The 22,265-nt window shown below is 62.6% G+C and carries 20 protein-coding genes; 17 read left to right on the forward strand and 3 right to left on the reverse strand.

From position 1 onward, the window contains the following. The first annotated feature begins 1 nt into the window (after position 1). From ACU680_RS04630 to ACU680_RS04670, 9 genes are all read left to right on the forward strand, one after another. Complete coding sequence (locus ACU680_RS04630; protein WP_448178769.1) at positions 2–970, forward strand: Gfo/Idh/MocA family protein; 969 nt, start codon at positions 2–4, stop codon at positions 968–970. Positions 971–1,242: 272 nt separating this feature from the next. Further along, entirely contained in the window at positions 1,243–1,989 is a 747-nt protein-coding gene (locus tag ACU680_RS04635) for a GntR family transcriptional regulator (RefSeq protein WP_448178770.1), read from the forward strand. Between the two features lies 1 nt (position 1,990). Further along, positions 1,991–3,721 carry a fumarate reductase/succinate dehydrogenase flavoprotein subunit gene (locus ACU680_RS04640; RefSeq protein WP_448178771.1) on the forward strand — a complete coding sequence of 577 codons (1,731 nt, stop codon included), beginning with the start codon at positions 1,991–1,993 and terminating at the stop codon, positions 3,719–3,721. Between the two features lie 26 nt (positions 3,722–3,747). Further along, a complete protein-coding gene (locus tag ACU680_RS04645) occupies positions 3,748–3,993 on the forward strand; it encodes a 4Fe-4S dicluster domain-containing protein (protein ID WP_003225615.1) in 246 nt (81 codons plus the stop codon). A gap of 240 nt (positions 3,994–4,233) precedes the next feature. Next, complete coding sequence (locus tag ACU680_RS04650; protein WP_448178772.1) at positions 4,234–5,637, forward strand: ABC transporter substrate-binding protein; 1,404 nt, start codon at positions 4,234–4,236, stop codon at positions 5,635–5,637. A 134-nt stretch (positions 5,638–5,771) separates the two neighbouring features. Beyond that, a complete protein-coding gene (locus ACU680_RS04655) occupies positions 5,772–6,554 on the forward strand; it encodes an ABC transporter permease (RefSeq protein WP_448178773.1) in 783 nt (260 codons plus the stop codon). Beyond that, positions 6,554–7,402 carry an ABC transporter ATP-binding protein gene (locus tag ACU680_RS04660; protein WP_448178774.1) on the forward strand — a complete coding sequence of 283 codons (849 nt, stop codon included), beginning with the start codon at positions 6,554–6,556 and terminating at the stop codon, positions 7,400–7,402. The genes ACU680_RS04655 and ACU680_RS04660 overlap by 1 nt, the downstream gene beginning before the upstream one ends. Beyond that, positions 7,399–8,361 carry a HEAT repeat domain-containing protein gene (locus ACU680_RS04665; RefSeq protein WP_448178775.1) on the forward strand — a complete coding sequence of 321 codons (963 nt, stop codon included), beginning with the start codon at positions 7,399–7,401 and terminating at the stop codon, positions 8,359–8,361. Before ACU680_RS04660 ends, ACU680_RS04665 begins: the two co-directional genes overlap by 4 nt. Next, complete coding sequence (locus ACU680_RS04670) at positions 8,358–8,636, forward strand: DUF971 domain-containing protein (RefSeq protein WP_448178776.1); 279 nt, start codon at positions 8,358–8,360, stop codon at positions 8,634–8,636. Before ACU680_RS04665 ends, ACU680_RS04670 begins: the two co-directional genes overlap by 4 nt. A gap of 131 nt (positions 8,637–8,767) precedes the next feature. On the opposite strand, the gene ACU680_RS04675 is transcribed toward ACU680_RS04670, so the two are convergent. The 3 genes from ACU680_RS04675 to ACU680_RS04685 form a co-directional block, all read right to left on the reverse strand. After that, the gene (locus tag ACU680_RS04675) at positions 8,768–10,426 is read right to left on the reverse strand and encodes a phosphoethanolamine transferase (RefSeq protein ID WP_448178777.1); all 1,659 of its coding nucleotides are present in this window, start codon (positions 10,424–10,426) and stop codon (positions 8,768–8,770) included. Positions 10,427–10,628: 202 nt separating this feature from the next. Beyond that, positions 10,629–11,366, reverse strand: a complete 738-nt coding sequence (locus ACU680_RS04680; RefSeq protein WP_448178778.1) for a TorF family putative porin — start codon at positions 11,364–11,366, stop codon at positions 10,629–10,631. A gap of 143 nt (positions 11,367–11,509) precedes the next feature. Then, positions 11,510–13,252: an amidohydrolase gene (locus ACU680_RS04685; protein WP_448178779.1), complete on the reverse strand. Its 1,743-nt coding sequence runs from the start codon at positions 13,250–13,252 to the stop codon at positions 11,510–11,512. Positions 13,253–13,355: 103 nt separating this feature from the next. On the opposite strand from ACU680_RS04685, the gene ACU680_RS04690 reads away from it, so the two are divergent. The 8 genes from ACU680_RS04690 to ACU680_RS04725 all read left to right on the forward strand — a co-directional run bounded on the left by ACU680_RS04690 (position 13,356) and on the right by ACU680_RS04725 (position 22,217). Then, on the forward strand, positions 13,356–14,273 hold the full coding sequence (locus ACU680_RS04690) for a LysR family transcriptional regulator (protein ID WP_448178780.1): 918 nt from the start codon (positions 13,356–13,358) through the stop codon (positions 14,271–14,273). A 217-nt stretch (positions 14,274–14,490) separates the two neighbouring features. Beyond that, positions 14,491–15,108 (forward strand): transcriptional repressor LexA, encoded by a 618-nt coding sequence (lexA, locus tag ACU680_RS04695; RefSeq protein ID WP_448178781.1) that lies wholly within the window; start codon positions 14,491–14,493, stop codon positions 15,106–15,108. Continuing rightward, positions 15,108–15,725 (forward strand): translesion DNA synthesis-associated protein ImuA, encoded by a 618-nt coding sequence (gene imuA, locus ACU680_RS04700; RefSeq protein WP_085710132.1) that lies wholly within the window; start codon positions 15,108–15,110, stop codon positions 15,723–15,725. The genes lexA and imuA overlap by 1 nt, the downstream gene beginning before the upstream one ends. A gap of 7 nt (positions 15,726–15,732) precedes the next feature. Further along, positions 15,733–17,148: a Y-family DNA polymerase gene (locus ACU680_RS04705; RefSeq protein WP_367084320.1), complete on the forward strand. Its 1,416-nt coding sequence runs from the start codon at positions 15,733–15,735 to the stop codon at positions 17,146–17,148. After that, on the forward strand, positions 17,145–20,222 hold the full coding sequence (locus ACU680_RS04710) for an error-prone DNA polymerase (protein ID WP_448178782.1): 3,078 nt from the start codon (positions 17,145–17,147) through the stop codon (positions 20,220–20,222). The genes ACU680_RS04705 and ACU680_RS04710 overlap by 4 nt, the downstream gene beginning before the upstream one ends. Positions 20,223–20,477: 255 nt before the next feature. Beyond that, positions 20,478–21,164 carry a CsgG/HfaB family protein gene (locus ACU680_RS04715; RefSeq protein WP_177325722.1) on the forward strand — a complete coding sequence of 229 codons (687 nt, stop codon included), beginning with the start codon at positions 20,478–20,480 and terminating at the stop codon, positions 21,162–21,164. A gap of 28 nt (positions 21,165–21,192) precedes the next feature. Then, complete coding sequence (locus ACU680_RS04720) at positions 21,193–21,561, forward strand: DUF4810 domain-containing protein (protein WP_007969675.1); 369 nt, start codon at positions 21,193–21,195, stop codon at positions 21,559–21,561. Next, positions 21,558–22,217 (forward strand): DUF799 domain-containing protein, encoded by a 660-nt coding sequence (locus ACU680_RS04725; RefSeq protein WP_131670302.1) that lies wholly within the window; start codon positions 21,558–21,560, stop codon positions 22,215–22,217. The genes ACU680_RS04720 and ACU680_RS04725 overlap by 4 nt, the downstream gene beginning before the upstream one ends. The last annotated feature ends 48 nt before the right edge of the window (positions 22,218–22,265 follow it).

Genomic DNA, 22,265 nt, shown 5'->3' on the forward strand with positions numbered 1-22,265 from the left:
CATGGACGTGGTGCGTTGGGGCATGATCGGTTGCGGCAGTGTCGCCGAGCGCAAGAGCGGGCCGGCCTTCTACAAGGCGCCCGGTTCGGCGCTGGTGGCGGTGATGGGCCGGCGCCTTGAAGCGGTGAGCGATTACGCTGTGCGCCACGGCATCGCCCGGGTCTACACCGATGTCGATGCGCTGATCAACGACCCCGAGGTGGACGCGGTGTACATCGCCACGCCACCCGACAGCCACCACGCCTACAGCCTGAAAGTCGCCGCCGCCGGCAAGCATTGCTGCGTCGAGAAACCGATGGCGCTCAACGCCGGGCAAAGCCGCGAGATGCAGCGGGTGTTTGCACGCGCCGGTCTGCACCTGTTCGTTTCTTACTATCGTCGTTCGTTGCCGCGCTTTGCTCAAGTGCGGCAATGGCTTGAGCAGGGCCGCATCGGCGAGGTGCGGCACCTGAGCTGGACGCTGACCAAGGCCCCATCGCCGGCGGATCTGGACGGCAGCGCCAACTGGCGCACCGACCCGAACGTGGCCGGCGGCGGCTACTTTGCCGATCTGGCCAGCCATGGTTTCGACCTGTTCCAGTACCTGCTCGGCAACATCGTCGAAGTCGCCGGTTTCACCGCGCGGCAGGCTGGGTTGTATGCGGCGGAAGATGCGGTCAGCGCCAGTTGGCGGTTCGCCTCTGGAGCGCTGGGCATGGGTTGCTGGAGCTTTGTTGCGGATCGGCGTGAGGACCGGGTGGAGATTATCGGCAGTCAGGGTCGGATCGCGTTCTCCGTGTTTGACGAGCATCCGGTGCAGCTGTTCGCCGATGAGCAGATCAGCCTGGAAATCGCGCATCACGAGCACATTCAGTGGCATCACGTGCTGGGCATGAACGCGCATATTCGTGGCGATTCGCAGCATCCGGCCGTCGCCGAACAAGCGGTCAAGACCGATTGGGTGATGGATCAGATTCTGAAACGCCATTGATTTACGTCTTAAAACCAACCCTGTGGCGAGGGAGCTTGCTCCCGCTGGGTCGCGCAGCGGCCCCAAATACTGGCAACGAGGTATTCCAGGTAAATCACCTCAGCCGGGTTTACGACTGCTGCGCAGCCGAGCGGGAGCGAGCTCCCTCGCCACAGGAGACGGGAGCACTCAGGAACTGCTCCAGCTCTAAGGTTATACCCAAACAATATTTCTCAAGCTTGTCATAACGTCTCTAAGATCACGTCATAACTCGTTATAACAAGTGATCCCTGATGACCGATAACGTCCTGTCCCTCAGTAGCGTCCCCTTGCACACCCAGCTGCGCGACGTCCTGCGCGCACGCATTCTTGACGGCGAATACCCGCAAGACAGCCAGATGCCGTCCGAAAGCGAACTCGGCACGCTGTTCAAAGTCAGCCGCATCACCGTGCGCCAGGCGCTGGGCGATCTGCAGAAGGAAGGGTTGATCTTCAAGATCCACGGCAAGGGCACCTTTGTCGCCAAACCGAAAACCTTTCAAAACGTCAGCAGCCTGCAAGGCCTCGCCGAGTCCATGACCGGGCGCGGCTACGAGGTGATCAACCGTCTGCGCAGTTTCAAATTCATCCCTGCCGACAAACGAGTCGCCGAGCGCCTGCATGTGGCCGAAGGCGAGACCGTGGCGCAGATCAAACGCGTCCGGTTGATCAACCGCGAGCCGATCTCGCTGGAAATCACCTACCTGCCCAAAGCCATCGGCGAACGGCTGGAGAAGGCGGATCTGGTGACTCGCGACATCTTCCTGATTCTGGAAAACGACTGCGGCATCGCCCTCGGCCACGCTGACCTGGCCATCGACGCGGTACTGGCCGACAGCGACCTGACCCAGGCACTGAATGTCGAGGCCGGCTCGCCGATCATGCGCATCGAGCGTCTGACCCACGACGCCAACGGCCAGCCGCTGGACTTCGAACACCTTTACTACCGTGGCGATGCGTTCCAGTACCGCCTGCGGATCGACCGGCAAAAAGGGGCGTGACATGACCCGCAAGACCTTGGAACAGGAATACGACATCGTCGTGATCGGCGGCGGCACCGCCGGGCCGATGGCGGCGATCAAGGCCAAAGAGAAGAACCGCGACTTACGCGTGCTGCTGGTGGACAAGGCCAACGTCAAACGCAGCGGCGCGATCAGCATGGGCATGGACGGCCTGAACAACGCGATCATCCCCGGCCACTCGACGCCGGAGCAGTACACCAAGGAAATCACCATTGCCAACGACGGCATCGTCAATCAGGCCGCGGTGTATGCCTATGCCACCCACAGCTTCGAGACCATCGAGCAACTGGATCGCTGGGGCGTGAAGTTCGAGAAGGACGAGACCGGCGATTACGCGGTGAAAAAAGTCCACCACATGGGCGCCTACGTGCTGCCGATGCCGGAAGGTCACGACATCAAGAAAGTCCTTTATCGCCAGTTGAAACGCGCACGGGTGAGCATCACCAATCGCCTCGTTTGCACGCGGTTGCTCACCGACGAGGAGGGCGCGGTCAACGGCGTGATGGGTTTCGATTGCCGCACCGCCGATTTCCATGTGATCAAGGCCAAAGCGGTGATCCTCGCCTGCGGCGCGGCCGGTCGCCTGGGTCTCCCGTCCTCCGGTTACCTGATGGGCACCTACGAAAACCCGACCAATGCCGGCGACGGCTACGCCATGGCCTATCACGCCGGGGCCGAACTCGCGAACCTCGAATGCTTCCAGATCAACCCGTTGATCAAGGATTACAACGGCCCGGCCTGCGCCTACGTTACCGGCCCGCTGGGCGGCTACACCGCCAACAACAAGGGCGAACGCTTCATCGAGTGCGACTACTGGAGCGGGCAGATGATGTGGGAGTTCCACCAGGAACTGGAAAGTGGCAACGGCCCGGTGTTCCTCAAACTCGATCACCTGGCCGAGGAAACCATCCAGAACATCGAGGAAATTCTGCACAGCAACGAGCGCCCGAGTCGTGGTCAGTTCCACGCCAATCGCGGCACTGATTACCGCACGCAGATGGTCGAGATGCACATCTCGGAGATCGGTTTTTGCAGCGGCCATTCGGCGTCCGGGGTGTGGGTCAACGAGCGGGCCGAGACCTCGGTAAAAGGTTTGTATTCGGCGGGTGACATGGCCGCTGTGCCGCACAACTACATGCTCGGCGCGTTCACTTACGGCTGGTTCGCGGGCCAGAACGCGGCGGATTTTGTCGCCGGGCGCGAGTTTTCTGCGCTGGATGCCGCGCAGATCGAAACAGAGAAAGCGCGGGTCTACGCGCCACTGGATCGTGAACACGGTCTGCCGCCGGCGCAGGTCGAGTACAAGCTGCGGCGCTTCGTCAACGACTACCTGCAACCGCCGAAAGTGACCAAGAAAATGCAGATCGGCTTGCAGCGTTTCAGCGACATCGAACGCGATCTCGAGCAGATGAAAGCCAACAACGCCCACGAACTGATGCGTGCCATGGAAACCAGCGTGATCCGCGACTGCGCGGAAATGGCCGCGCGCGCCTCACTGTTTCGCGCCGAAAGCCGCTGGGGCCTGTACCACTACCGCGTCGATCACCCGCAGCGCAACGACAGCGAATGGTTCTGCCACTGCCACCTGAAGAAGGGCGAGGACGGCCGCATGACCAGTTTCAAGAAGCCCGTCGAGCCGTACATCATCCCGCTCGATGCCGAAGAAATGCAGGCTTACGACCGTTTGCGGGTCGGCGCATTTGCCGCTTGATACACCACAAAAAGAGAGTCCGAACCATGGCCTATCAAGCCCAGGAAATCTTCTTCCGCTCCAACGCCCCGGTCACCGTGGACGAGGACAAATGCATCGCCGAGAAGGGCTGCACCGTGTGCGTCGACGTCTGCCCGATGGACCTGCTGGCGATCAACCCGGCCACCCAAAAGGCCTACATGGCGTTCGATGAATGCTGGTACTGCATGCCGTGCGAAAAGGATTGCCCGACTGGCGCCGTAAAGGTCGACATCCCCTATCTCCTGCGGTGACTGGACTCACGCCATCGCTGGCAAGCCAGCTCCCACAAGGATTTGTAGTGAGAGATGGATTTCGCGAACACCCGAGAAACTTGTGGGAGCTGGCTTGCCAGCGATGAGGCCCGCATGGACAACACAAAAGCCATCCGGCATACCCCGGACGCTGGATTCACCAAGCACCCCTCGTTTCCCACCGCGCCCTGATCGCGGCGGAGACGAACATCCAATAAACGATTCGAGGGGAAACACACCATGTTGCGTGCAGCACTCGCCGGTCTGGTACTGGCTTCATTGACCCTGTCGGCCTCGGCCGAAACCATCCGCATCGCCATCGGCACCCAGGACACCACCATCAACTGCGCCGCTGGCGGGCTGTTGATTCGTGAACTCGGTCTGCTCGACAAATACCTGCCACACGACGGCGCTTACAAAGACGCCAAGTACGACGTGCAGTGGAAGAACTTCACCAGTGGTGCGCCGCTGACCAACGAGATGGTCGCCGGCAAACTCGATTTCGGCGCCATGGCCGATTTCCCCGGCGCGTTCAACGGGGTGGCGTTCGAAACTGCCGGCAAGCACAGCCTGTTCATCAGCGTGTTGTCGGGCAGCATCAAGGGCAGTGGCAATGGCATCGTGGTGCCGAGCGCGTCCGGGGTGCAGGCGTTGAGTGAACTCAAGGGCAAGACTATCTCGGTACCATTCGCCTCGACCGCCCACGGCATGTTGCTGCGCGCGGTGGCGGAGCAGGGGTGGGACCCGCTCAAGGACGTGAACATCATCGCCCAGCCGCCGGAAGTCGCCGGTTCCGCGCTGCAGGCCGGCAAGATCGACGCCCACGCCGATTTCGTGCCGTTCGCCGAACTGTTCCCGAGCCGTGGTTTCGCCCGCAAGATCTACGACGGCGCCCAGGCCAACGCGCCGACGTTCCATGGTGCGCTGGTGGATCAGGCCTACGCGAAACAGTACCCGGAAATCGTCGTCGCCTACCTGCGGGCGAGCATCGAGGCCAACCAGTTGCTGGCCGCCGAGCCTGAGCAGTACAGCGAGCTGATCGCCAAAGTCACCGGCGTCGATGCCGAGGTCAACTACCTGTTCCACGGCCCGCTCGGCGTGCAGACCCGCGACCTGAGCTGGAAGCCGGAATACCGTCAGGCCGTGGGCACGGCGATCGACACCCTGAAACTGCTGAAGAAGGCCGATCGCGGCCTCGACCTCAACACCTTCATCGACGATCAATACATCCGCGCCGCGTTCAAGGCGTCGAACCTGGACTACAGCGCGCAGCTCGGCAACTACGCGCAGACGCCGTTGAAAGCCGTGGATGCGGCGACCGGCAAAGCCATCACCGACGTTAGCCATGTCGCCGAAATCTGGGTGCGCGGTGAAGACAAGGTGCGCCAGTACGCCTCGGCCGAATCGGCCTTCACCGCGCTGGCCGCGCTGAAGCAGGAAGGCAAAAACATCCGCGCGGTGTATGCCCAGGCCAGTGACAGCGGGATCAAATTGCTCGCCGATCAAGCGTGGTTCGCCAGCGACGCCAAGGGCCGCTTGAGTGCGTTCCTGCTCAAGGGCCAGGCACAGCAGTTCGCGGCGGCGCAGGGCGGCAAGGTCTTCGACTTTACCGATGCCACAACCCAGGCCGTGGCCAGCCGCTAACCCGGAGAACGCCACGCCCCTCTGTAGGAGCTGCCGAAGGCTGCGATCTTTTGACTTTGATTTTAAAAAAACAAGATCAAAAGATCGCAGCCTTCGGCAGCTCCTACAGGGGATCTCGATTGAGAGGAAGAATTGTGTACCGATCCTATTTACGCTGGGTTCCAAGGGCTGCGTCTTTGCTGCTCTGCTTGCTGTTCTGGCAGCTCGCCGCCAGCCACCACTGGAACCTCGGCCTGGTCACCTTCGCCAACGTGCCAACCCCATTGGCGGTGATCGAAGCGGCGTTGGGTCTGGGCGATTCCGGCAAGCTGCTGCAGCACCTGAGCGCCAGCCTCAGCCGCGTGTTCGCCGGCTACCTCGCGGCATTGATCATCGGTATCGCCTTGGGCCTGGCCATTGGTCGTTCGAAATGGGCCGAAGACCTGCTGTTGCCACCGCTGGAAGTGCTGCGGCCGATTCCGGCAGTGGCGTGGATTCCGTTGGCGATCCTGATGTTTCCGTCGTCGGAGCTGTCGATGGTGTTCATCACCTTCACCGGCGCGCTGTTCCCGATCCTGCTCAACACCGTGCACGGCGTCGAAGGCGTCGACCCACGGCTGATCGCTTCGGCAAAAAGCCTCGGGGCAGGGCGCCGGGCGATTCTGCTGGAAGTGATTTTGCCCGGCGCCGCGCCGAGCGTCATCACCGGCCTCGCCATCGGTATGGGCACCTCGTGGTTCTGCCTGGTGACGGCGGAAATGATCTCCGGCCAGTTCGGCATCGGTTACTACACCTGGGAGTCCTACACCATTCAGAACTACGCCGACATCGTCGTTGGCATGCTGCTGATCGGTGTGCTGGGCATGGGCAGCAGCCTGTTGATCAAACGTCTGGGCGGGCTGTTCACACCTTGGCACCGGCCACGAGGAAAAGCCTGATGAGCGCAATGCAAACCCCGGAAGGGCGGATCGATATTCGCCAGTTGTCGATCGTGCTCGGCGAGGGCCAATACGCTTTCGAAGCCGTGCACGGTCTGGATTGCCAGATCGAACCGGGCCAGTTCGTGTGCATTCTCGGCCCGTCCGGCTGCGGTAAATCGACCTTGCTCGGCGCACTCGCCGGACACTTGAACGCCCATACCGGCAGCCTCAAAGTCGATGGCGGCGAGGTCAGCGGGCCGTCGCCGCAACGCGGCATGGTGTTCCAGCATCACACGCTGTTCCCGTGGCGCACGGTGCGCGACAACGTCGCCTTCGGCCTGAAGATGCGCGGAATCGGCAAAACCGAACGCCAGCGTGAGGCCGATGAAATGCTCAAACTGGTGGGCCTCGACGGCTTCGCCGAGCGCTGGCCCGATCAGCTTTCCGGCGGCATGCAGCAACGGGTGGAGATCGCCCGGGTGCTGGTCAACCGTCCACGGCTGCTGCTGATGGACGAGCCGTTCGGCGCGCTGGATGCCTTGACCCGCCTGAACATGCAGGAACTGCTGCTGGACATCTGGACGCGGATTCGCACCACCGTGGTGTTCGTCACCCACGACATCGACGAGGCACTGTTCCTCGCCGACCGCTTGCTGGTGATGAGTGCGCGCCCCGGGCGAATCATCGAAGACCTGCGCCTGGACTTCCCACGCCCGCGTACCACTGAGCTGGTGACCAGCGCCGAGTTCTCCCGCCTCAAGCGCCATTGCCTCGACCTGCTGCGCCACGACAACGACCGACCGCTGCCGCGCCTCAATCCGCTCGGCCTGCCTCCCGAAAACCCCTTGCCGCGATTTGCCCTATGACCTCATTTTTTGCTGTGACCGATAACGATGACATCCTCGCCCTGCAACCGCGTCTGACCGCTGACGATGCCGGTGTGCGCCGCATTGCGCTGATTGATCTGGCAGATCTGGAAGAACCGGATGGCCTGCTGTGGCTGGTTGATCGCCTGGGGCAGGATCCCGCCGAAGAAGTCCGCGCCGAAGCCGCGCGGCTGCTGGAAGCGTGGGAAGACGAACCAGTGGTGGCTGCGCTGTGCCAGGCGCTGACCGATCCATCTGCGGCAGTGCAGGCGACCGCTGCGCAAAGTCTGAGCCTGCTTAAAACTGAAGCCGCCGGCCGGGTGATTCTGCCGTGGACCGGCCATGCGCAAGTCAGTGTGCGAATCGCCGCGTTCAGGGCTCTGCGCGAGTTGCGTTTTGCCGAGGCCGCACCAGCGGCTATCACTGCATTGAGCGATGCCGACGCCAACGTACGCCGCGAAGCCGTCGGTGTGCTCGGCTGGCTCAAGCAGCTCGACGCACTGCCGGCATTGGCGCGACTGGCCAGCGCCGACCCGGACACCGAAGTGCGCCGCGCCGCCACCGGCGCCCTCGGTCTGGCGTCCGGCGCCGACGTGCTGCCAGCCCTGCGTCAAGCGCTGCAGGACGATGCCTGGCAAGTGCGCGAAGAAGCGGCCACGACGCTGGGCAAGGTCGGACACAGCGACGCCGGGCCGGCGTTGATCGCAGCCCTCGGCGATGACTATTGGCAAGTGCGCCTGCGTGCTACCCGCAGCCTCGGTCGCTTGCGTTTTGCGCCGGCGCTGGACGCCCTGATCGAAACCCTCGGCCATCGCATCAGCAACCTGCGCAAGGAAGCCGCGCTGGCCCTCGGTGAGTTGCATGATCGCGGCGCGGTGGCGGCGTTACAGGCGGCGCAGGATGACGGTGATCCGGAAGTGCGCAAAGCCGTACGGATTGCCTTGAGTCAGCTGCAATGAACCCGCTGTCAGTGGGCAATTCGCAAAGCGAACGGACACTGCGCCTGAGCTGGCCGGACGGCCGTGAATCGCAGCTCAACCACGCCGAACTGCGCCGCCAGTGCCCGTGCTCGCAGTGCCGCGCGTTTCGCCTGAAGGGCCTGACTCCGCTGGTCGATGAGCGCGTCCGGCTGATCGAGATCAACCCGCAGGGCTATGGCGTGCAACTGGTGTTCAGTGACGGCCATCAGCGCGGAATTTACCCGTGGGACTATCTGGCCCAGCTCAGTTCTTGAGAACACTGCTTTCCCTGTGGGAGCTGGCTTGCCAGCGATGAGGCCGGCACATCAGGCATCTATGTGACTGACACACCGCCATCGCTGGCAAGCCAGCTCCCACAGGGATTTTAGGGGTTTCGGAATTTGGGTTACTGCCCAGCCGTCATGGCTGGCCGGCAACCCCGAAACACATCCAGCCCCGGCTGATACAGCGCGGTCTTCACCTCGAACAAGCCCAGCACCGAATGAAACAGGTTGTCATGGCTCAGATCCGGCTGCCCGGTCTTGCCTTGCAGGCAATCGCGATCGATCCCCAGCTGCGCCAGGGTGTTGTTGCCAAACCACATCACCATCGGCACATGGATCTGCGCCTCGGGCGCCAACGCATATGGTGCCGCGTGCAGGTACAGGCCGTTTTCGCCCAGCGATTCGCCGTGATCGGAGACATACACCATCGAGGTGTCCAGTGAGTCCTGATTGCGTTTGAGCAACTCGATGACCTTGGCGAGGAAGTGGTCGGTGTAGAGGATGGTGTTGTCGTACACGTTGACCAGTTCATCACGGCTGCAACTGCCCAACTGGTTGGTGTGGCAGATCGGGGTGAAGCGCTCCATGCTTTTCGGGTAGCGCTCGTAGTATTCCGGGCCGTGGCTGCCGTCGGCGTGCAGGACAATGATCGCGTGGCCCTTGAGGCTGTCGATGTAGCTTTGCAGATCAGCCAGCAGCGCTTCATCCAGGCAGTTGTTGCCGTCGCAGAATGGCCCCGGCTGGTTTTTCGCGATGTCGCGGTGCGGCACGCGCAGGCAGGTGCCTTTGCAGTCGCTGTTGTTGTCCAGCCACAGCACCTGCACGCCGGCCCGTTGCAGGATATCCAGCAGGCCTTCGTAGGTTTTGCCTTTCTTGTCGCTGTAATCCTCACGGGGGAACATCGAGAACATGCACGGCACCGACACCGCCGTGGACGTGCCGCAGGAATGCACCTGAGTGAAGTTGAGGATGTCCAGTTTGCTCAGCTCGGGGTTGGTCTCGCGCGCATAGCCGTTCAGCGAGAAATGGTCGGCGCGGGCGGTTTCGCCGACCACAAACACCATCAGCGACTTCTTCTCGCGGCTGGCGGCGTTGGCGCTCACCACCGCGTCTTCACCGATGGCCTGCACCACAAAGTGCTTTTTTATGCCCAGGCGCTGCTTGGTGTACTTGCTGATGGCGTAGATGTAGTTGGTCGGGTTGATGAAGTGGGTGAGCTTGTCTTCTTCACGGAAGATCGGCGCGTAGGTCGAATAGAACGCGCCCACCGAGGCAGCGATCACCAGCACGCAAGCGGCAATCACCAGCATCTTGTTGAGCAGGCCGCGAAAGAACGGTCGATAACTCACCGGCCAGCGCCAGATCAGCACCGCTGGCAGCACGCCGAGCAACAACACGTAGGCCAACAGCTTGCCGTTGAACAGCGCCGCAGCCTCGGCCGGGTTGGTTTCGAACACGTTCTGAATCATCACCGTATCGATGGTGATCCCGTATTCGTTCATGAAATACGCCGCGCAGGCCGAGAGCAGGGCGACTACGCTCAGCGCCGGTTTCAGCGTCCAGCGAAACGAAATGAGGGTCAGCAACAGCGTGATCGCCGCCCACAGGAACAGCCCGAACGAGGCGAAAAACGCCAGTTTGTGCGCGCCCTGCAGGGTGATCAGATTACCCAGCGCCTTCCAGGTCGCCAGGTTGTACAGCGCCACCAGTGCCAGGGAAAACAGCAGCACCAGACGGGTTGAAGTGATGGACGGTAAACGCAGTCCTTTGCCCAAAGCCATTACAGACATTCCTCTACTCGAATAGAACACGCGCGGAAACGCGCGTAACTGTAGAAGAACAATAGTAAAAATTTCGTAAACATCCTGTAACAAACACCTCATTCCCTGTAGGAGCTGCCGCAGGCTGCGATCTTTTGATTTTGTTTTTTACGATCAAGATCAAAAGATCGCAGCCTGCGGCAGCTCCTACACAAGGCGGGTGTCAGAACGATTTACTGACGCTCGCGACCACCGTTGCGGTGCAAACATCCTTGAATCCCCAGTTGCTCAGGCATTGGCTCTGCGACAGATCGGTGTCGATGTAGCTGAGGCCCAACATCACCCCGGCCACGTTGTGGGTCAGCTTGACCTCCCATTCACGGTAACTGTCCTCGCCATGCCCGGACGCCGAGTACAGGTGCGGGTCCTTGAAGTCCATGTTGCCGTAACGCAGCTTCAGGCCGGAATCGAACGGCAGCTCGGTTTCATAACCGACATAGGTGTAGAGCGAACTCTGCTTGCTGTCGATTCCCGGCGCATCGCTGGAGTAATACGCCGCCAGCTTCACCCCATAGACGCCGAGAATCCCGTAGACCTCGCTCTGGTTGAACTGGCTTTCCCTGGGGTAGGCGTACTTGATGTAGCCCAGATCGAGGCTGACATCCTCGGTGGCCTGCCACAGCCAGCCGGCGTAGTAATCGACTTCCTGCCGGGTTTTCAGACCACCGCCGAAATCGACGTTGGAACTCCAGGCCCCCACGTACAAACCGCTGCTGTGGGCCAGGGTCAGACCGGCCTGCACGGCCGGGTCATTCTGGGTTTGCGAGATGCCGCGGGTGCGGTAGTCGCTGGCGAGGGTCAGGTCGACCAGCAAGGCGAAATCGTCGTTCAGGGGGATCGCGTAACTGCTCAAGGGCAGCAGGCTCAAGGAACTCAGGGCGAGCAAGGGCAAGGCTTTCATGTGAAGTCCCGATGTTGTGATTGTTTTAGGGGCTGGACGCAAAACCTGTAGGAGCTGCCGAAGGCTGCGATCTTTTGATCTTGTTTTTAAAATCTAGATCAAAAGATCGCAGCCTTCGGCAGCTCCTACAGGGGAACGAGTTGTTATGGGGTGGCGGTGTAGACCTGGCGGCCAGCAAACCAGGTCTGCAGCACCTGGGTGTCATGCAGGGCTTTTTCGTCGACGCTGAACACGTCGCGATCGACCACGATGAAGTCAGCCTGTTTACCCGGCGTCAGTGAGCCGATCTGTTTGTCCAGGCCAATGGTCCGCGCCGCGTTGGCGGTGTAGGCGTAGAACATGGTTTCGCGATCCAGACGCTCGTCGGCATTCAATACCCCCAGCGGGCCGACGCGGGTGATGGCCTGGGCCATGGCGTTGAACGGATTGGGCGACGACACCGGCCAGTCGCTGGCACCGGCAATCGTCGCGCCCTGTTTCAGCAGCGAGTGCGCCGGGTATTGATAGCGGAAGGCGAGGGCGCTGACGTAAGGCTTGATCATGTCGGTGGTGTAGTCGTCGGCACTGGCCCACAGCAATTGCATCGAGGCGATCACGTTCAGCGGCTTGAAGCGGGCGAACTCTTTCGGGTTGACCATCTGCAGGTGGGTGATCGAGTGCGTGATGCCGCTGTGCCGATCCTTGCGCGCGCGCTCGATACCGTTCAGCGATTCACGCACCGCGCGGTCGCCAATGGCGTGGATGTGCACCAGCCAGCCGCGCTGGTCGATGGCGCTGACCAGTTCGCCGAAATGCTCTGGATCGATCAGCAGTTCGCCCTGTTTGTGCGAATTGCTGTATGGGTCGATCATCGCTGCGCTCTGCGCCGGGTACTCGATCACGCCGTCGGCGAAGATCTTGATTCCGGGCAGGCTCAGGTTGGGGATGCCCTGAAACTGCTGGCGCACCTTATCCAGGGTGTCGAGGTCGGCGGGCAGGCTTTTCGGGTTGGCCACCAACAGCGCCGCGACGTGCACGCTCATGTCGCCACTGGCCGACAGCGCTTTGTAGGCCGGCAGCACGCCGACGGTTTTCTCGGTGGGTTTGAGCGCGAACACGGCCTCGCCCGGCGCGGCGTTGGCGGCGGGGTCCATCCACGCGGTGATGCCGAGGCTGTTGTTGAAACGCACGGCGGATTTTGCCGCGTTAAGCATATCGGCCGGGCTCGGCACCGGCATTTTCGCGGCGACCCGATCCCACCCGGCGTCGACCACAAAGCCATTGGGCTCGCCGCTTGGCAGTTTGCCGATGGTGTCTTTTTCCGCGTTGGGCAGGTTCCTGAGCAACGCCGCGTCGATGCCGGCGCGCTTGAGCATCACGTTGTTGGCCCACGCGGTGTGGTGATCGCTGCCGATGAACACCACCGGCACGTCGGCCCATTCGCCTTGGTTGAAGGTCTTGCCCAGCGCCTCGGCCTGCGCCCAGTACGCCGAACTCATGCCGGCAATGCTCAGCACGTCGCCATGTCTGGCCTTGCCGTCATCACGCCAGGCGCGCAGACGCTTTTGCAATTCATCGAGGACGACGACTTCGTCTTCCATGTTGGCCGAGACCATTTCCAGGCCGCCGAAAATCGCGTGGGAATGGCTGTCGATCAAACCCGGCATCAGCGTCTTGCCGCCGAGGTCGATGACCTGCGTACCGGGTTCGATCAGCGCCTTGATCTGCGCATCGGTGCCGACTTTCAGCACCTTGCCGTTTTCCACGGCCAGCGCCTGTACCTTCGGTTGCGTGCGATCGGCGGTGAAAATCTTGCCGTTGACCAGCACCAGATCGGTGGCGGCCATGGCTTCCATCGAGGCAAAACTTACAGCGCTAACCAGCAGGCTCGGGATGAATCTTTTCATTGAAGATTTCCTTGTTATTGCGTCTGATGGCCAGATTAGTGGCTGACACTGGCCGACAGAACGCCTCCCTCACGAAAAACGTTTTTGCCTGAATGGAAAAAGCATGGACAAGTTGGGTGCATTGAAAATGTTCGTGGTCACCGCGCAACTCGGCAGTTTCAGCCGCGCGGCCGAGCAATTGGGCAAGACCCCGTCGGCCCTGACCAAAGCGGTCAATCATCTGGAGTCGGAACTTGGCGCGCGGTTGTTCGAACGCAGTACGCGGCGGATTCTGCTGACCGAAATCGGCCGCGTTTATCTGGAAACCGCGCAGCTGGTGTTGCAGCGACTGGAGGAGGCCAGTGAGGAAATCGAGCAGTTGCAGCATGGTCTGCGCGGTAGCTTGAAAATCACCGCACCGCTGGCGTACGGGCGGGCGTTTCTCGATCAGGTGTGCGACGGCTTCTTGCAGCAGTACCCGCAGATCAGCCTGCAAGTGGATTTGTGCGACGCGTTCGTCAATCTGCTGGAAAGCGGCTACGACCTGGCCTTGCGCGAGGGCCATGACGACCTGCCGGGGCTGATTGCGCGGGTGGTCGGCAGCAATCGCCTGGCCTTGTGCGGCAGCCCGGAGTATCTGGCGCGCAAGGGTTTGCCGGTGAATCCGCAAACCCTTGAGCAGCATGAATGGCTGCTGTATCAGCACCCGTTGCTCAGCCGCGAGTTCTGGTGGGCCGAGCGCGACGGCCAGCGCCTGAGCCTGGCACAGCCATCGGCGCCGCGCTTGCGCAGCGACAATTACGACCTGTTGCTGGCCAGCGCATTGGCCGGACGCGGTTTGCTACACACGCCGCTGTGGAGCGCCGCGCCGTACATTGCCGACGGGCGTCTGGTGCGGGTCATGGCTGACTACGAAATCGACCCCGACACCTTCGGCCCGCACATCCTCGCGGTGTACCCGAGCCATCGACGGGCCACGGCCAAGGTCGTGGCGTTCATCGATTACATCGCCGCCTTCCTCGCCGAACGCGGCCTGAACTGACACCCCGTTCCCTGTAGGAGCTGCCGAAGGCTGCGATCTTTTGATCTTGCTTTTTAAAATCAAAAGATCGCAGCCTGCGGCAGCTCCTACACAGTCCCCGAGTCGCCTCCTTTGTAGGAGCTGACGAGTGAAACGAGGCTGCGATCTTTTGATTTTTGTGGATGGTCGACTTGGGCCGACTGGCGGTGCTTGTCAGTAAAATCCCACAGGAGTACAAATGTACTCCATGACGAACCTGACTCCCCGCCGTACCGCCATCCTGACCTTTATCCGCGAACGCATCGCCGAACACGGTCAGCCCCCAAGCCTCGCTGAAATCAGCGAGGCTTTTGGTTTTGCCTCGCGCAGCGTGGCGCGCAAGCATGTGCTGGCGCTCACCGAAGCCGGGTTTATCGAGGTCAACCCGCATCAGGCCCGGGGCATTCGCCTGCTCGGACAACCGCCGCGACCCGAGCTGCTGGATATTCCCGTGCTCGGCCGGGTCGCCGCCGGTGCGCCGATTGGCGCCGATGCCGACATCCATAACCGCCTGATGCTCGACCCGGCGCTGTTCTCCCGCACCCCCGATTACATGCTGCGGGTGCAGGGCGACTCGATGATCGAGGACGGCATTCTCGACGGTGATCTGGTGGGAGTGAAGCGCAATCCGGAGGCGCTCAACGGCCAGATCGTGGTAGCGCGGCTCGACGGTGAAGTGACGATCAAACGCTTCGAACGTGTCGGCACTACAGTGCGCCTGCTGCCGCGCAACCCGGCGTACCAGCCGATTGTCGTGCGCGATGATCAGGACCTGGCCATCGAAGGGGTGTTCTGCGGTCTGGTGAGGCAAGGCTGATGGGCGCCGTCGTTGCACTTGATACGCTGTTCAATGGCGGCCAGGTCTGGAAGGGCCGGCCTGCGCCACCGGCCGCCAGCCCGCAACCCACCGGGCATGCCGCGCTCGATGCGGCGTTGCCCAGCGGCGGCTGGCCGGAAGCGGCGTTGAGCGAAATCCTCCTGGCCGGCCCCGGGGTCGGCGAGCTGCAACTGGTGTGGCCGACCCTGGCGCGGTTGTCGGCGGCGGGCGAGCGCATCGTGCTGGTGGCGCCACCGTTCGTGCCGTACCCGCAGGCGTGGGCGAACGCCGGGGTCGATCTGCGCCAGTTGTCGGTAATCCAGGCCAGCGAACGCGATGCCTTGTGGGCGGCAGAACAATGCCTGCGTTCCGGCAGTTGCGGCGCGGTGCTGTGCTGGCCGCACAAGGCCGATGACCGCGCGTTGCGACGTTTGCAGGTGGCAGCGGAAACCGGCCAGACCCTGGCGTTTGCCTGGCGCCCGCTGAGCGAGGCGGTCAACCCTTCGCCGGCCGCGTTGCGCATTGCCATCGACGCCAGACCGGCCCAGTTGCGCGTGCTCAAGTGCCGTGGCGGACTGGCGCGCACGGCGCCGATTGCGTTTGCCGTGGGGCACTGAGGTCATCATGCGCTGGGTGTGTATTCTGTTCCCGCAATTGGCCCTCGACGCGGTGCTGCGTCAGCGTGCCGATCCCGCTGAGCCGTTGGTGCTGCTCAGCGGCCCGGCCCAGCGCCGGGTGCTGCAAGCGGTGAATGCCGCGGCGCGTCAGCTCGGCCTGCGCGCCGGCCAGTCGATGACCGCCGCTCAAGCCCTGAGCAAAGGTTTCGCCACCGCCGATTACGACCTGGCCGAGGTCGAACACTGGCAACAGTTTCTCGCCGCGTGGGCCTATCGCTTCAGCGCGCAGGTCAGCGTGCATTACCCGCGTACCGTGGTGTTCGAGATCGAGTCGAGCCTGGGTCTGTTCGGCTCCTGGGCGCAGTTCGAAGCGCGGCTGCGCAAAGAGCTGACCGAGCTGGGCTTCCGCCATCGCATCGTCGCCGCACCGAATCCGGTGGCGGCGCGGGTGCTGGCCAACGCCTACGACGGTCTCGTAGTACCGGACGGCGAAGCCCTGCAACATCATCTCGGGCAGTTGCCCGTCGACCGTGTCGGGCTGGAGCCGCAGGTCGCCACCGCACTGACGCGCATGGGCCTGCGCAACCTGAACCAACTGCAGAGCCTGCCCCGTCAGGCCCTGGCCCGACGTTTCGAAGCCTCAATGCTCAAGCATCTCGATACCTTGTTCGGGGCACGGCCGCTGGCCTTGGCCTTCTATCTGCCGCCGGATCGTTTCGATGTGCGCATCGAACTGAATTTCGACGTGCAATCCCATCAGGCGCTGTTGTTCCCGTTACGCCGCTTGACCGCTGACCTCTCGGCGTTCCTCTGCGGACGTGACAGCGGCGTGCAGCGTTTCGACCTGCATCTGGAGCACGCCGGGCTGCCGGACACGGTGATCAAGGTCGGCCTGCTCAGCGCCGAGCGCGATCCGGCGATGCTCTTCGAATTGGCCCGCGGGCGACTGGAACAAGTCCAGGTCGAGGCCCCGGTGCGTGGTTTTCGCCTGCGCGCCGAAGACCTGCCGAGTTTCGTGCCGCAGTTTCAGGAACTGTTCGATGACCGTCCGCAACAGACCTTGCCCTGGGAGCAATTGCGCGAACGCCTGCGCGCACGGCTCGGCGATGACGCGGTGCAGGGCCTGCGCTTTCAGGCCGACCATCGCCCCGAATGTGCCTGGCAGAACGGCGTCGACAAGCAGCGTTGCAGCGGATTGCCGAGCGTGCAGCGTCCGGGCTGGCTGCTCGGCGAACCGCAAAGTGTGCCGGAAGGTTCGGCGCGAATCCTCATGGGTCCGGAACGTATCGAGTCCGGCTGGTGGGACGGTGACGATGTGCGCCGCGATTACTACCTGATCCAGAACCGCGCCGGTCAGCAGGGCTGGGCCTATCGGGCCGTGGGCGAGGGCGGTCCGTTGTGGCTGCAGGGCTGGTTTGCATGAGCGAGGGTTATGCCGAGTTGCATTGCCTGTCGAACTTCAGTTTCCAGCGCGGTGCCTCCAGTGCCCTGGAGCTGTTCCAGCGGGCAAAAAAACACGGTTATCAGGCGCTGGCGATCACTGATGAATGCACCCTGGCCGGGATCGTCCGCGCCTGGCAAGCGGCGAAATCGGTTGAACTGCCGCTGATCATCGGCAGCGAAGTCCGCATCGATAACGGCCCGAAACTGATACTGCTGGTGGAGAACCTGGCGGGGTATCAGGCCTTGTGCGGTTTGATCACTCAGGCCCGGCGGCGTACGCAGAAGGGCCAGTACCAGGTGCTGCGCGAGGACTTCAGCGAGCCGCTGCCGGGATTGTTCACCGTATGGGTGCCGGACAGCGTGGATGACGTGGAGGAGGGGCGCTGGCTGAAGCAGACCTTCGGCGAGCGCCTGTATCTGGCGGTGCAGCTGCATCGCGGGCAGGACGACCGGCGGCGGCTGACGGCCCTGTCGAGTCTGGCCGAGCAGTTGCAGATTGTCGCCGTGGCCAGCGGCGATGTGCACATGCACGCCCGTGGCCGGCGCGCCCTGCAGGACACCATGACCGCGATCCGCCATCACGTCCCGGTGGCCGAGGCCGGGTTGCGTCTGCACCCCAACGGCGAACGGCATCTGCGCAGCCTCGACGTGTTACGCGAGCTGTATCCGCAAGCGTTGCTCGACGCCTCGGTGCAGCTGGCGCGGCGCTGCACTTTCGAGCTGAGCGAGTTGCGCTATCAGTATCCGAAAGAGCTGGTGCCAGAGGGGCACACCGGCAGCTCCTGGTTGCGCCAACTGACTGAAGAAGGCATTGCCTGGCGCTGGCCGAAAGGGCCACAGGCCAAAGTGCTCAAGCAAATCGACGACGAACTGAAGCTGATCGCCGAACTCGGCTACGAAAGCTACTTCCTCACTGTGCACGATGTGGTGCGCTTCGCCCGCGAACAAAAAATCCTTTGTCAGGGCCGTGGTTCGGCGGCCAACTCGGCGGTGTGTTTTGCCCTGGGCATCACCGAGATCGACCCGGACCGCACCACGCTGCTGTTCGAGCGTTTCATGTCGAAGGAGCGCAACGAGCCGCCGGACATCGACGTCGACTTCGAGCACGAACGCCGCGAAGAAGTCCTGCAATACGTGTTTCGCCGGTATGGCCGCCACCGGGCGGCGCTGACGGCGGTGGTCAGCACCTACCATGCCGCCGGTGCGGTGCGTGACGTGGCCAAGGCCCTTGGGCTGCCGCCGGATCAGATCAATGCGCTGGCCGATTGCTGCGGCCACTGGAGCGATGAAACGCCACCGCTGGCGCGCTTGCTCGAAGGCGGCTTCGACCCCGACAGCCCGCTGCTGCGTCGGGTGCTGAGCCTGACCGGGCAACTGATCGGCTTCCCCCGGCATCTGTCGCAGCACCCCGGCGGTTTCGTGATTTCCGAGCAGCCGCTGGACACCCTGGTGCCAGTGGAAAACGCGGCCATGGCCGAGCGCACGATCATTCAGTGGGACAAGGACGACCTCGATGCGGTCGGGCTGCTCAAGGTCGATATCCTCGCCCTCGGCATGCTCAGTGCGATCCGTCGCTGCTTCGACTTGCTGCGCCGTCATCGGCATCAGGATCTGAGCCTGGCGACGATTCCCGCCGAAGACAAACCGACCTACGAGATGATCAGCCGCGCCGACACTATCGGCGTGTTCCAGATCGAATCCCGGGCGCAGATGTCAATGCTGCCGCGGCTGAAACCGGCGAAGTTCTACGATCTGGTGATCGAGGTGGCGATCGTCCGCCCGGGGCCGATTCAGGGCGGGATGGTCCATCCGTACCTGCGCCGCCGCAACAAGGAAGAGCCGGAAACCTATCCCTCGCCGGAGCTGGAAGTGGTGCTCAAACGCACCCTCGGCGTGCCGCTGTTTCAGGAGCAGGTGATGCAGATCGCCATTGTCGCCGCCGACTACAGCCCCGGCGAGGCCGATCAGTTGCGCCGCTCGATGGCCGCGTGGAAACGCCACGGCGGGCTGGAACCGCACAAGGCACGGCTGGCCGCCGGCATGAAGAAAAACGGCTACAGCGAGGAATTCGCCGCGCAGATCTTCGAGCAGATCAAGGGCTTTGGCAGTTACGGTTTTCCCGAATCCCACGCCGCCAGTTTCGCCTTGCTGACTTATGCCAGTTGCTGGCTCAAGTGCCACGAACCGGCGGCGTTCGCCTGTGCGCTGATCAACAGTTGGCCGATGGGTTTCTACAGCCCGGATCAGATTCTGCAGGACGCGCGCCGCCATCAATTGCAGATCCGTCCGGTGGACGTGCGCGCCAGCGACTGGGATTGCAGCCTGGAACCGATCAGCGGCGCGCAACCGGCGATCCGCATGGGTTTGCGGATGATCAAGGGGTTTCGCGAGGACGATGCCCGGCGCATCGAAGCGGCGCGGGCGCGCGGGGCCTTTGCCGATGTCGCCGACCTGGGTGAACGGGCTGCGCTCGACAGCCGCGCTCAGGCGCTGCTGGCTGACTCCGGAGCGTTGCGCGGGATGGCCGGGCATCGGCATCGTGCGCACTGGGAAGTGGCCGGGGTGCAGAAACAGCTGGGCCTGTTTGCCGGGTTGCCAAGTCAGGAAGAAGCCGATGTGCTGCTGCCCAAACCGAGCGTCGGCGAGGACCTGCAGGCCGATTACGCGACCATCGGCACCACGCTGGGGCCGCATCCGCTGGCGCTGTTGCGTGGCGAGCTCAAGGCACGGCGTTGCCGCAGCTCGCAGGAATTGCTGGACGTCGAACACGGCCGGCCAGTGAGCATCGCCGGGCTGGTCACCGGGCGTCAGCGACCGGGCACCGCCAGCGGCGTGACCTTCGTCACCCTCGAAGACGAGTTCGGCAACGTCAACGTGGTGGTCTGGCGCGATCTGGCCGAGCGTCAGCGCCAGGTGCTGGTCGGTTCGCAACTGCTCAAGGTCGATGGCCGCTGGGAGCGCGAAGGCGAAGTCCGGCACCTGATCGCCGGGCGATTGAGCGACCTGAGTCCGCTGCTCGATGGCATCCGCGTGCAGAGCCGCGACTTTCACTAACACCGATCCCCCCTGTAGGAGCTGCCGAAGGCTGCGATCTTTTGACTTGGATTTTTAAAAGCAAGATCAAAAGATCGCAGCCTTCGGCAGCTCCTACACGGGGGGATTTATGGTGTTCAGATCAGCCAATCCATTGGCGTCAAAAAAATCTGTCGCGAATGATGGCACTTTGTCATAATGCCGCCCCTTTTCCGCTCCCCACTGCCTTGCCGTGCCGGGACACACCGTTTTTTTCAGAAGGAATGCACAGTGAGAATGATCTCCCGGATGTTGGTCTCAGGCGTTGCGATTGCCGTGCTCGGCACCCTCGCCAGCTCCCTTGCCGGGTGCGCCACCGAAAGCTCCCGCGCGCTGCCGGTGGCCAAGGTCGAGAGCGCCACGCAAGTCTGGACCGGCGCTCGTGTGCCGATGGCGGTGGGCAAGTTCGATAACCGCTCCAGCTACATGCGCGGGATCTTCTCCGACGGCGTTGATCGTCTCGGCGGCCAGGCCAAGACCATCCTGATCACTCACTTGCAGCAGACCAACCGTTTCTCGGTACTGGATCGCGACAACATGGGCGAGATCCAGCAGGAAGCCGCGATCAAGGGCCAGGCCCAGCGCCTCAAGGGTGCCGATTACGTGGTCACCGGTGACGTCACCGAGTTCGGCCGCAAAGAAACCGGCGACCATCAGCTGTTCGGCATTCTCGGTCGGGGCAAGACCCAGGTCGCCTACGCCAAGGTCAACCTGAACATCGTCAACATCAGCACTTCCGAAGTGGTGTATTCGACTCAAGGCGCTGGCGAATACGCCTTGTCCAACCGCGAAATCATCGGCTTCGGCGGCACCGCTGCCTACGACTCCACCCTCAACGGCAAAGTCCTCGATCTGGCCATGCGCGAGGCGATCAATCGTCTGGTCGATGGCATGAACGCCGGTGCCTGGAAACCGGCGAACTGATCGCTATTCATTGCAAGGAGCAACACCCATGAATCTGACTTTGTCGCGGTCGCTGCTGGCCCTGACGCTGGCCGCCAGCGCTTTGCTGGCCGGTTGCAGCAGCCCGAAAACCCTGTACCAGTGGGAAGACTACCAACCGCAGGTCTACGAATACTTCAAAGGCGAAGAGCCGAAAGAAGCCCAGGCTGAAGTGCTGGAGCGCGACCTGCAGAAGATCCGTTCCACCGGCAAGGCTGTGCCGCCGGGCTACCACGCGCACCTGGGTCTGCTGTACCTGAGCATGGGCAAGGACGATCAGATGGTGCAGCAGTTCCGCACCGAGAAAGCGCTGTTCCCCGAGTCCGGGCCGTACATGGATTTTCTGCTTAAAAACGCCAAGACCGGAGACGCCCAATGATCTCGCGCACCCTGAAACTGCTGGCCGCCGGTCTGGCCCTGACCGTACTCGGTGGCTGCGTCGCGCCGAAAACCGTCGACTATTCGGCGTACAAACAGGCACGGCCGAAGACCATTCTGGTGCTGCCGCCGCTCAATACCTCGCCGGACGTGAAAGCGTCGTACAGCCTGTTGTCGCAAGTGACGTTCCCACTGGCCGAGGCCGGCTACTACGTGCTGCCGATCACCCTGGTGGACGAAACCTTCCGCCAGAACGGCCTGACCACCCCGGATGACATTCATCAGGCTCCGGCCAACAAGCTCAAGGAAATCTTCGGCGCCGACGCTGCGCTGTACATCACCGTGACCGAGTACGGTACGCGCTACATGGTGATCAGCAGCGAAACCGCGGTAACCGCCACCGCCAAACTGGTGGATCTGAAATCCGGCACCACGCTGTGGACCGGTTCGGCGCGGGCGTCGAGCGAAGAGGGCGGCAACAACAGCGGTGGCGGCCTGATCGGCATGCTGATCACTGCAGCGGTGAAGCAGGTGATCAACAGTTCCACCGACGCCGGATACCCGATTGCCGGTGTGGCGAGCAATCGCCTGTTGTCGGCGGGGCAGCACGCCGGCCTGTTGTATGGCCCGCGTTCGCCGAAATACGGTACGGACTAAACCCTTGAGGCAGTGATGCCTCTGTGGCGAGGGAGCTTGCTCCCGCTG

This window comes from Pseudomonas sp. LF020 (assembly GCF_053456425.1).

Bases quoted from the DNA above. Each gene is read 5' to 3' on its own strand.
- ACU680_RS04630 (WP_448178769.1), top strand. From the start codon at position 2: ATGGACGTGGTGCGTTGGGGCATGATCGGTTGCGGCAGTGTCGCCGAG.
- ACU680_RS04635 (WP_448178770.1), top strand. From the start codon at position 1,243: ATGACCGATAACGTCCTGTCCCTCAGTAGCGTCCCCTTGCACACCCAG.
- ACU680_RS04640 (WP_448178771.1), top strand. From the start codon at position 1,991: ATGACCCGCAAGACCTTGGAACAGGAATACGACATCGTCGTGATCGGC.
- ACU680_RS04645 (WP_003225615.1), top strand. From the start codon at position 3,748: ATGGCCTATCAAGCCCAGGAAATCTTCTTCCGCTCCAACGCCCCGGTC.
- ACU680_RS04650 (WP_448178772.1), top strand. From the start codon at position 4,234: ATGTTGCGTGCAGCACTCGCCGGTCTGGTACTGGCTTCATTGACCCTG.
- ACU680_RS04660 (WP_448178774.1), top strand. From the start codon at position 6,554: ATGAGCGCAATGCAAACCCCGGAAGGGCGGATCGATATTCGCCAGTTG.
- ACU680_RS04665 (WP_448178775.1), top strand. From the start codon at position 7,399: ATGACCTCATTTTTTGCTGTGACCGATAACGATGACATCCTCGCCCTG.
- ACU680_RS04670 (WP_448178776.1), top strand. From the start codon at position 8,358: ATGAACCCGCTGTCAGTGGGCAATTCGCAAAGCGAACGGACACTGCGC.
- ACU680_RS04675 (WP_448178777.1), bottom strand. From the start codon at position 10,426: ATGGCTTTGGGCAAAGGACTGCGTTTACCGTCCATCACTTCAACCCGT.
- ACU680_RS04680 (WP_448178778.1), bottom strand. From the start codon at position 11,366: ATGAAAGCCTTGCCCTTGCTCGCCCTGAGTTCCTTGAGCCTGCTGCCC.
- ACU680_RS04685 (WP_448178779.1), bottom strand. From the start codon at position 13,252: ATGAAAAGATTCATCCCGAGCCTGCTGGTTAGCGCTGTAAGTTTTGCC.
- ACU680_RS04690 (WP_448178780.1), top strand. From the start codon at position 13,356: ATGGACAAGTTGGGTGCATTGAAAATGTTCGTGGTCACCGCGCAACTC.
- lexA (WP_448178781.1), top strand. From the start codon at position 14,491: ATGTACTCCATGACGAACCTGACTCCCCGCCGTACCGCCATCCTGACC.
- imuA (WP_085710132.1), top strand. From the start codon at position 15,108: ATGGGCGCCGTCGTTGCACTTGATACGCTGTTCAATGGCGGCCAGGTC.
- ACU680_RS04705 (WP_367084320.1), top strand. From the start codon at position 15,733: ATGCGCTGGGTGTGTATTCTGTTCCCGCAATTGGCCCTCGACGCGGTG.
- ACU680_RS04710 (WP_448178782.1), top strand. From the start codon at position 17,145: ATGAGCGAGGGTTATGCCGAGTTGCATTGCCTGTCGAACTTCAGTTTC.
- ACU680_RS04715 (WP_177325722.1), top strand. From the start codon at position 20,478: ATGATCTCCCGGATGTTGGTCTCAGGCGTTGCGATTGCCGTGCTCGGC.
- ACU680_RS04720 (WP_007969675.1), top strand. From the start codon at position 21,193: ATGAATCTGACTTTGTCGCGGTCGCTGCTGGCCCTGACGCTGGCCGCC.
- ACU680_RS04725 (WP_131670302.1), top strand. From the start codon at position 21,558: ATGATCTCGCGCACCCTGAAACTGCTGGCCGCCGGTCTGGCCCTGACC.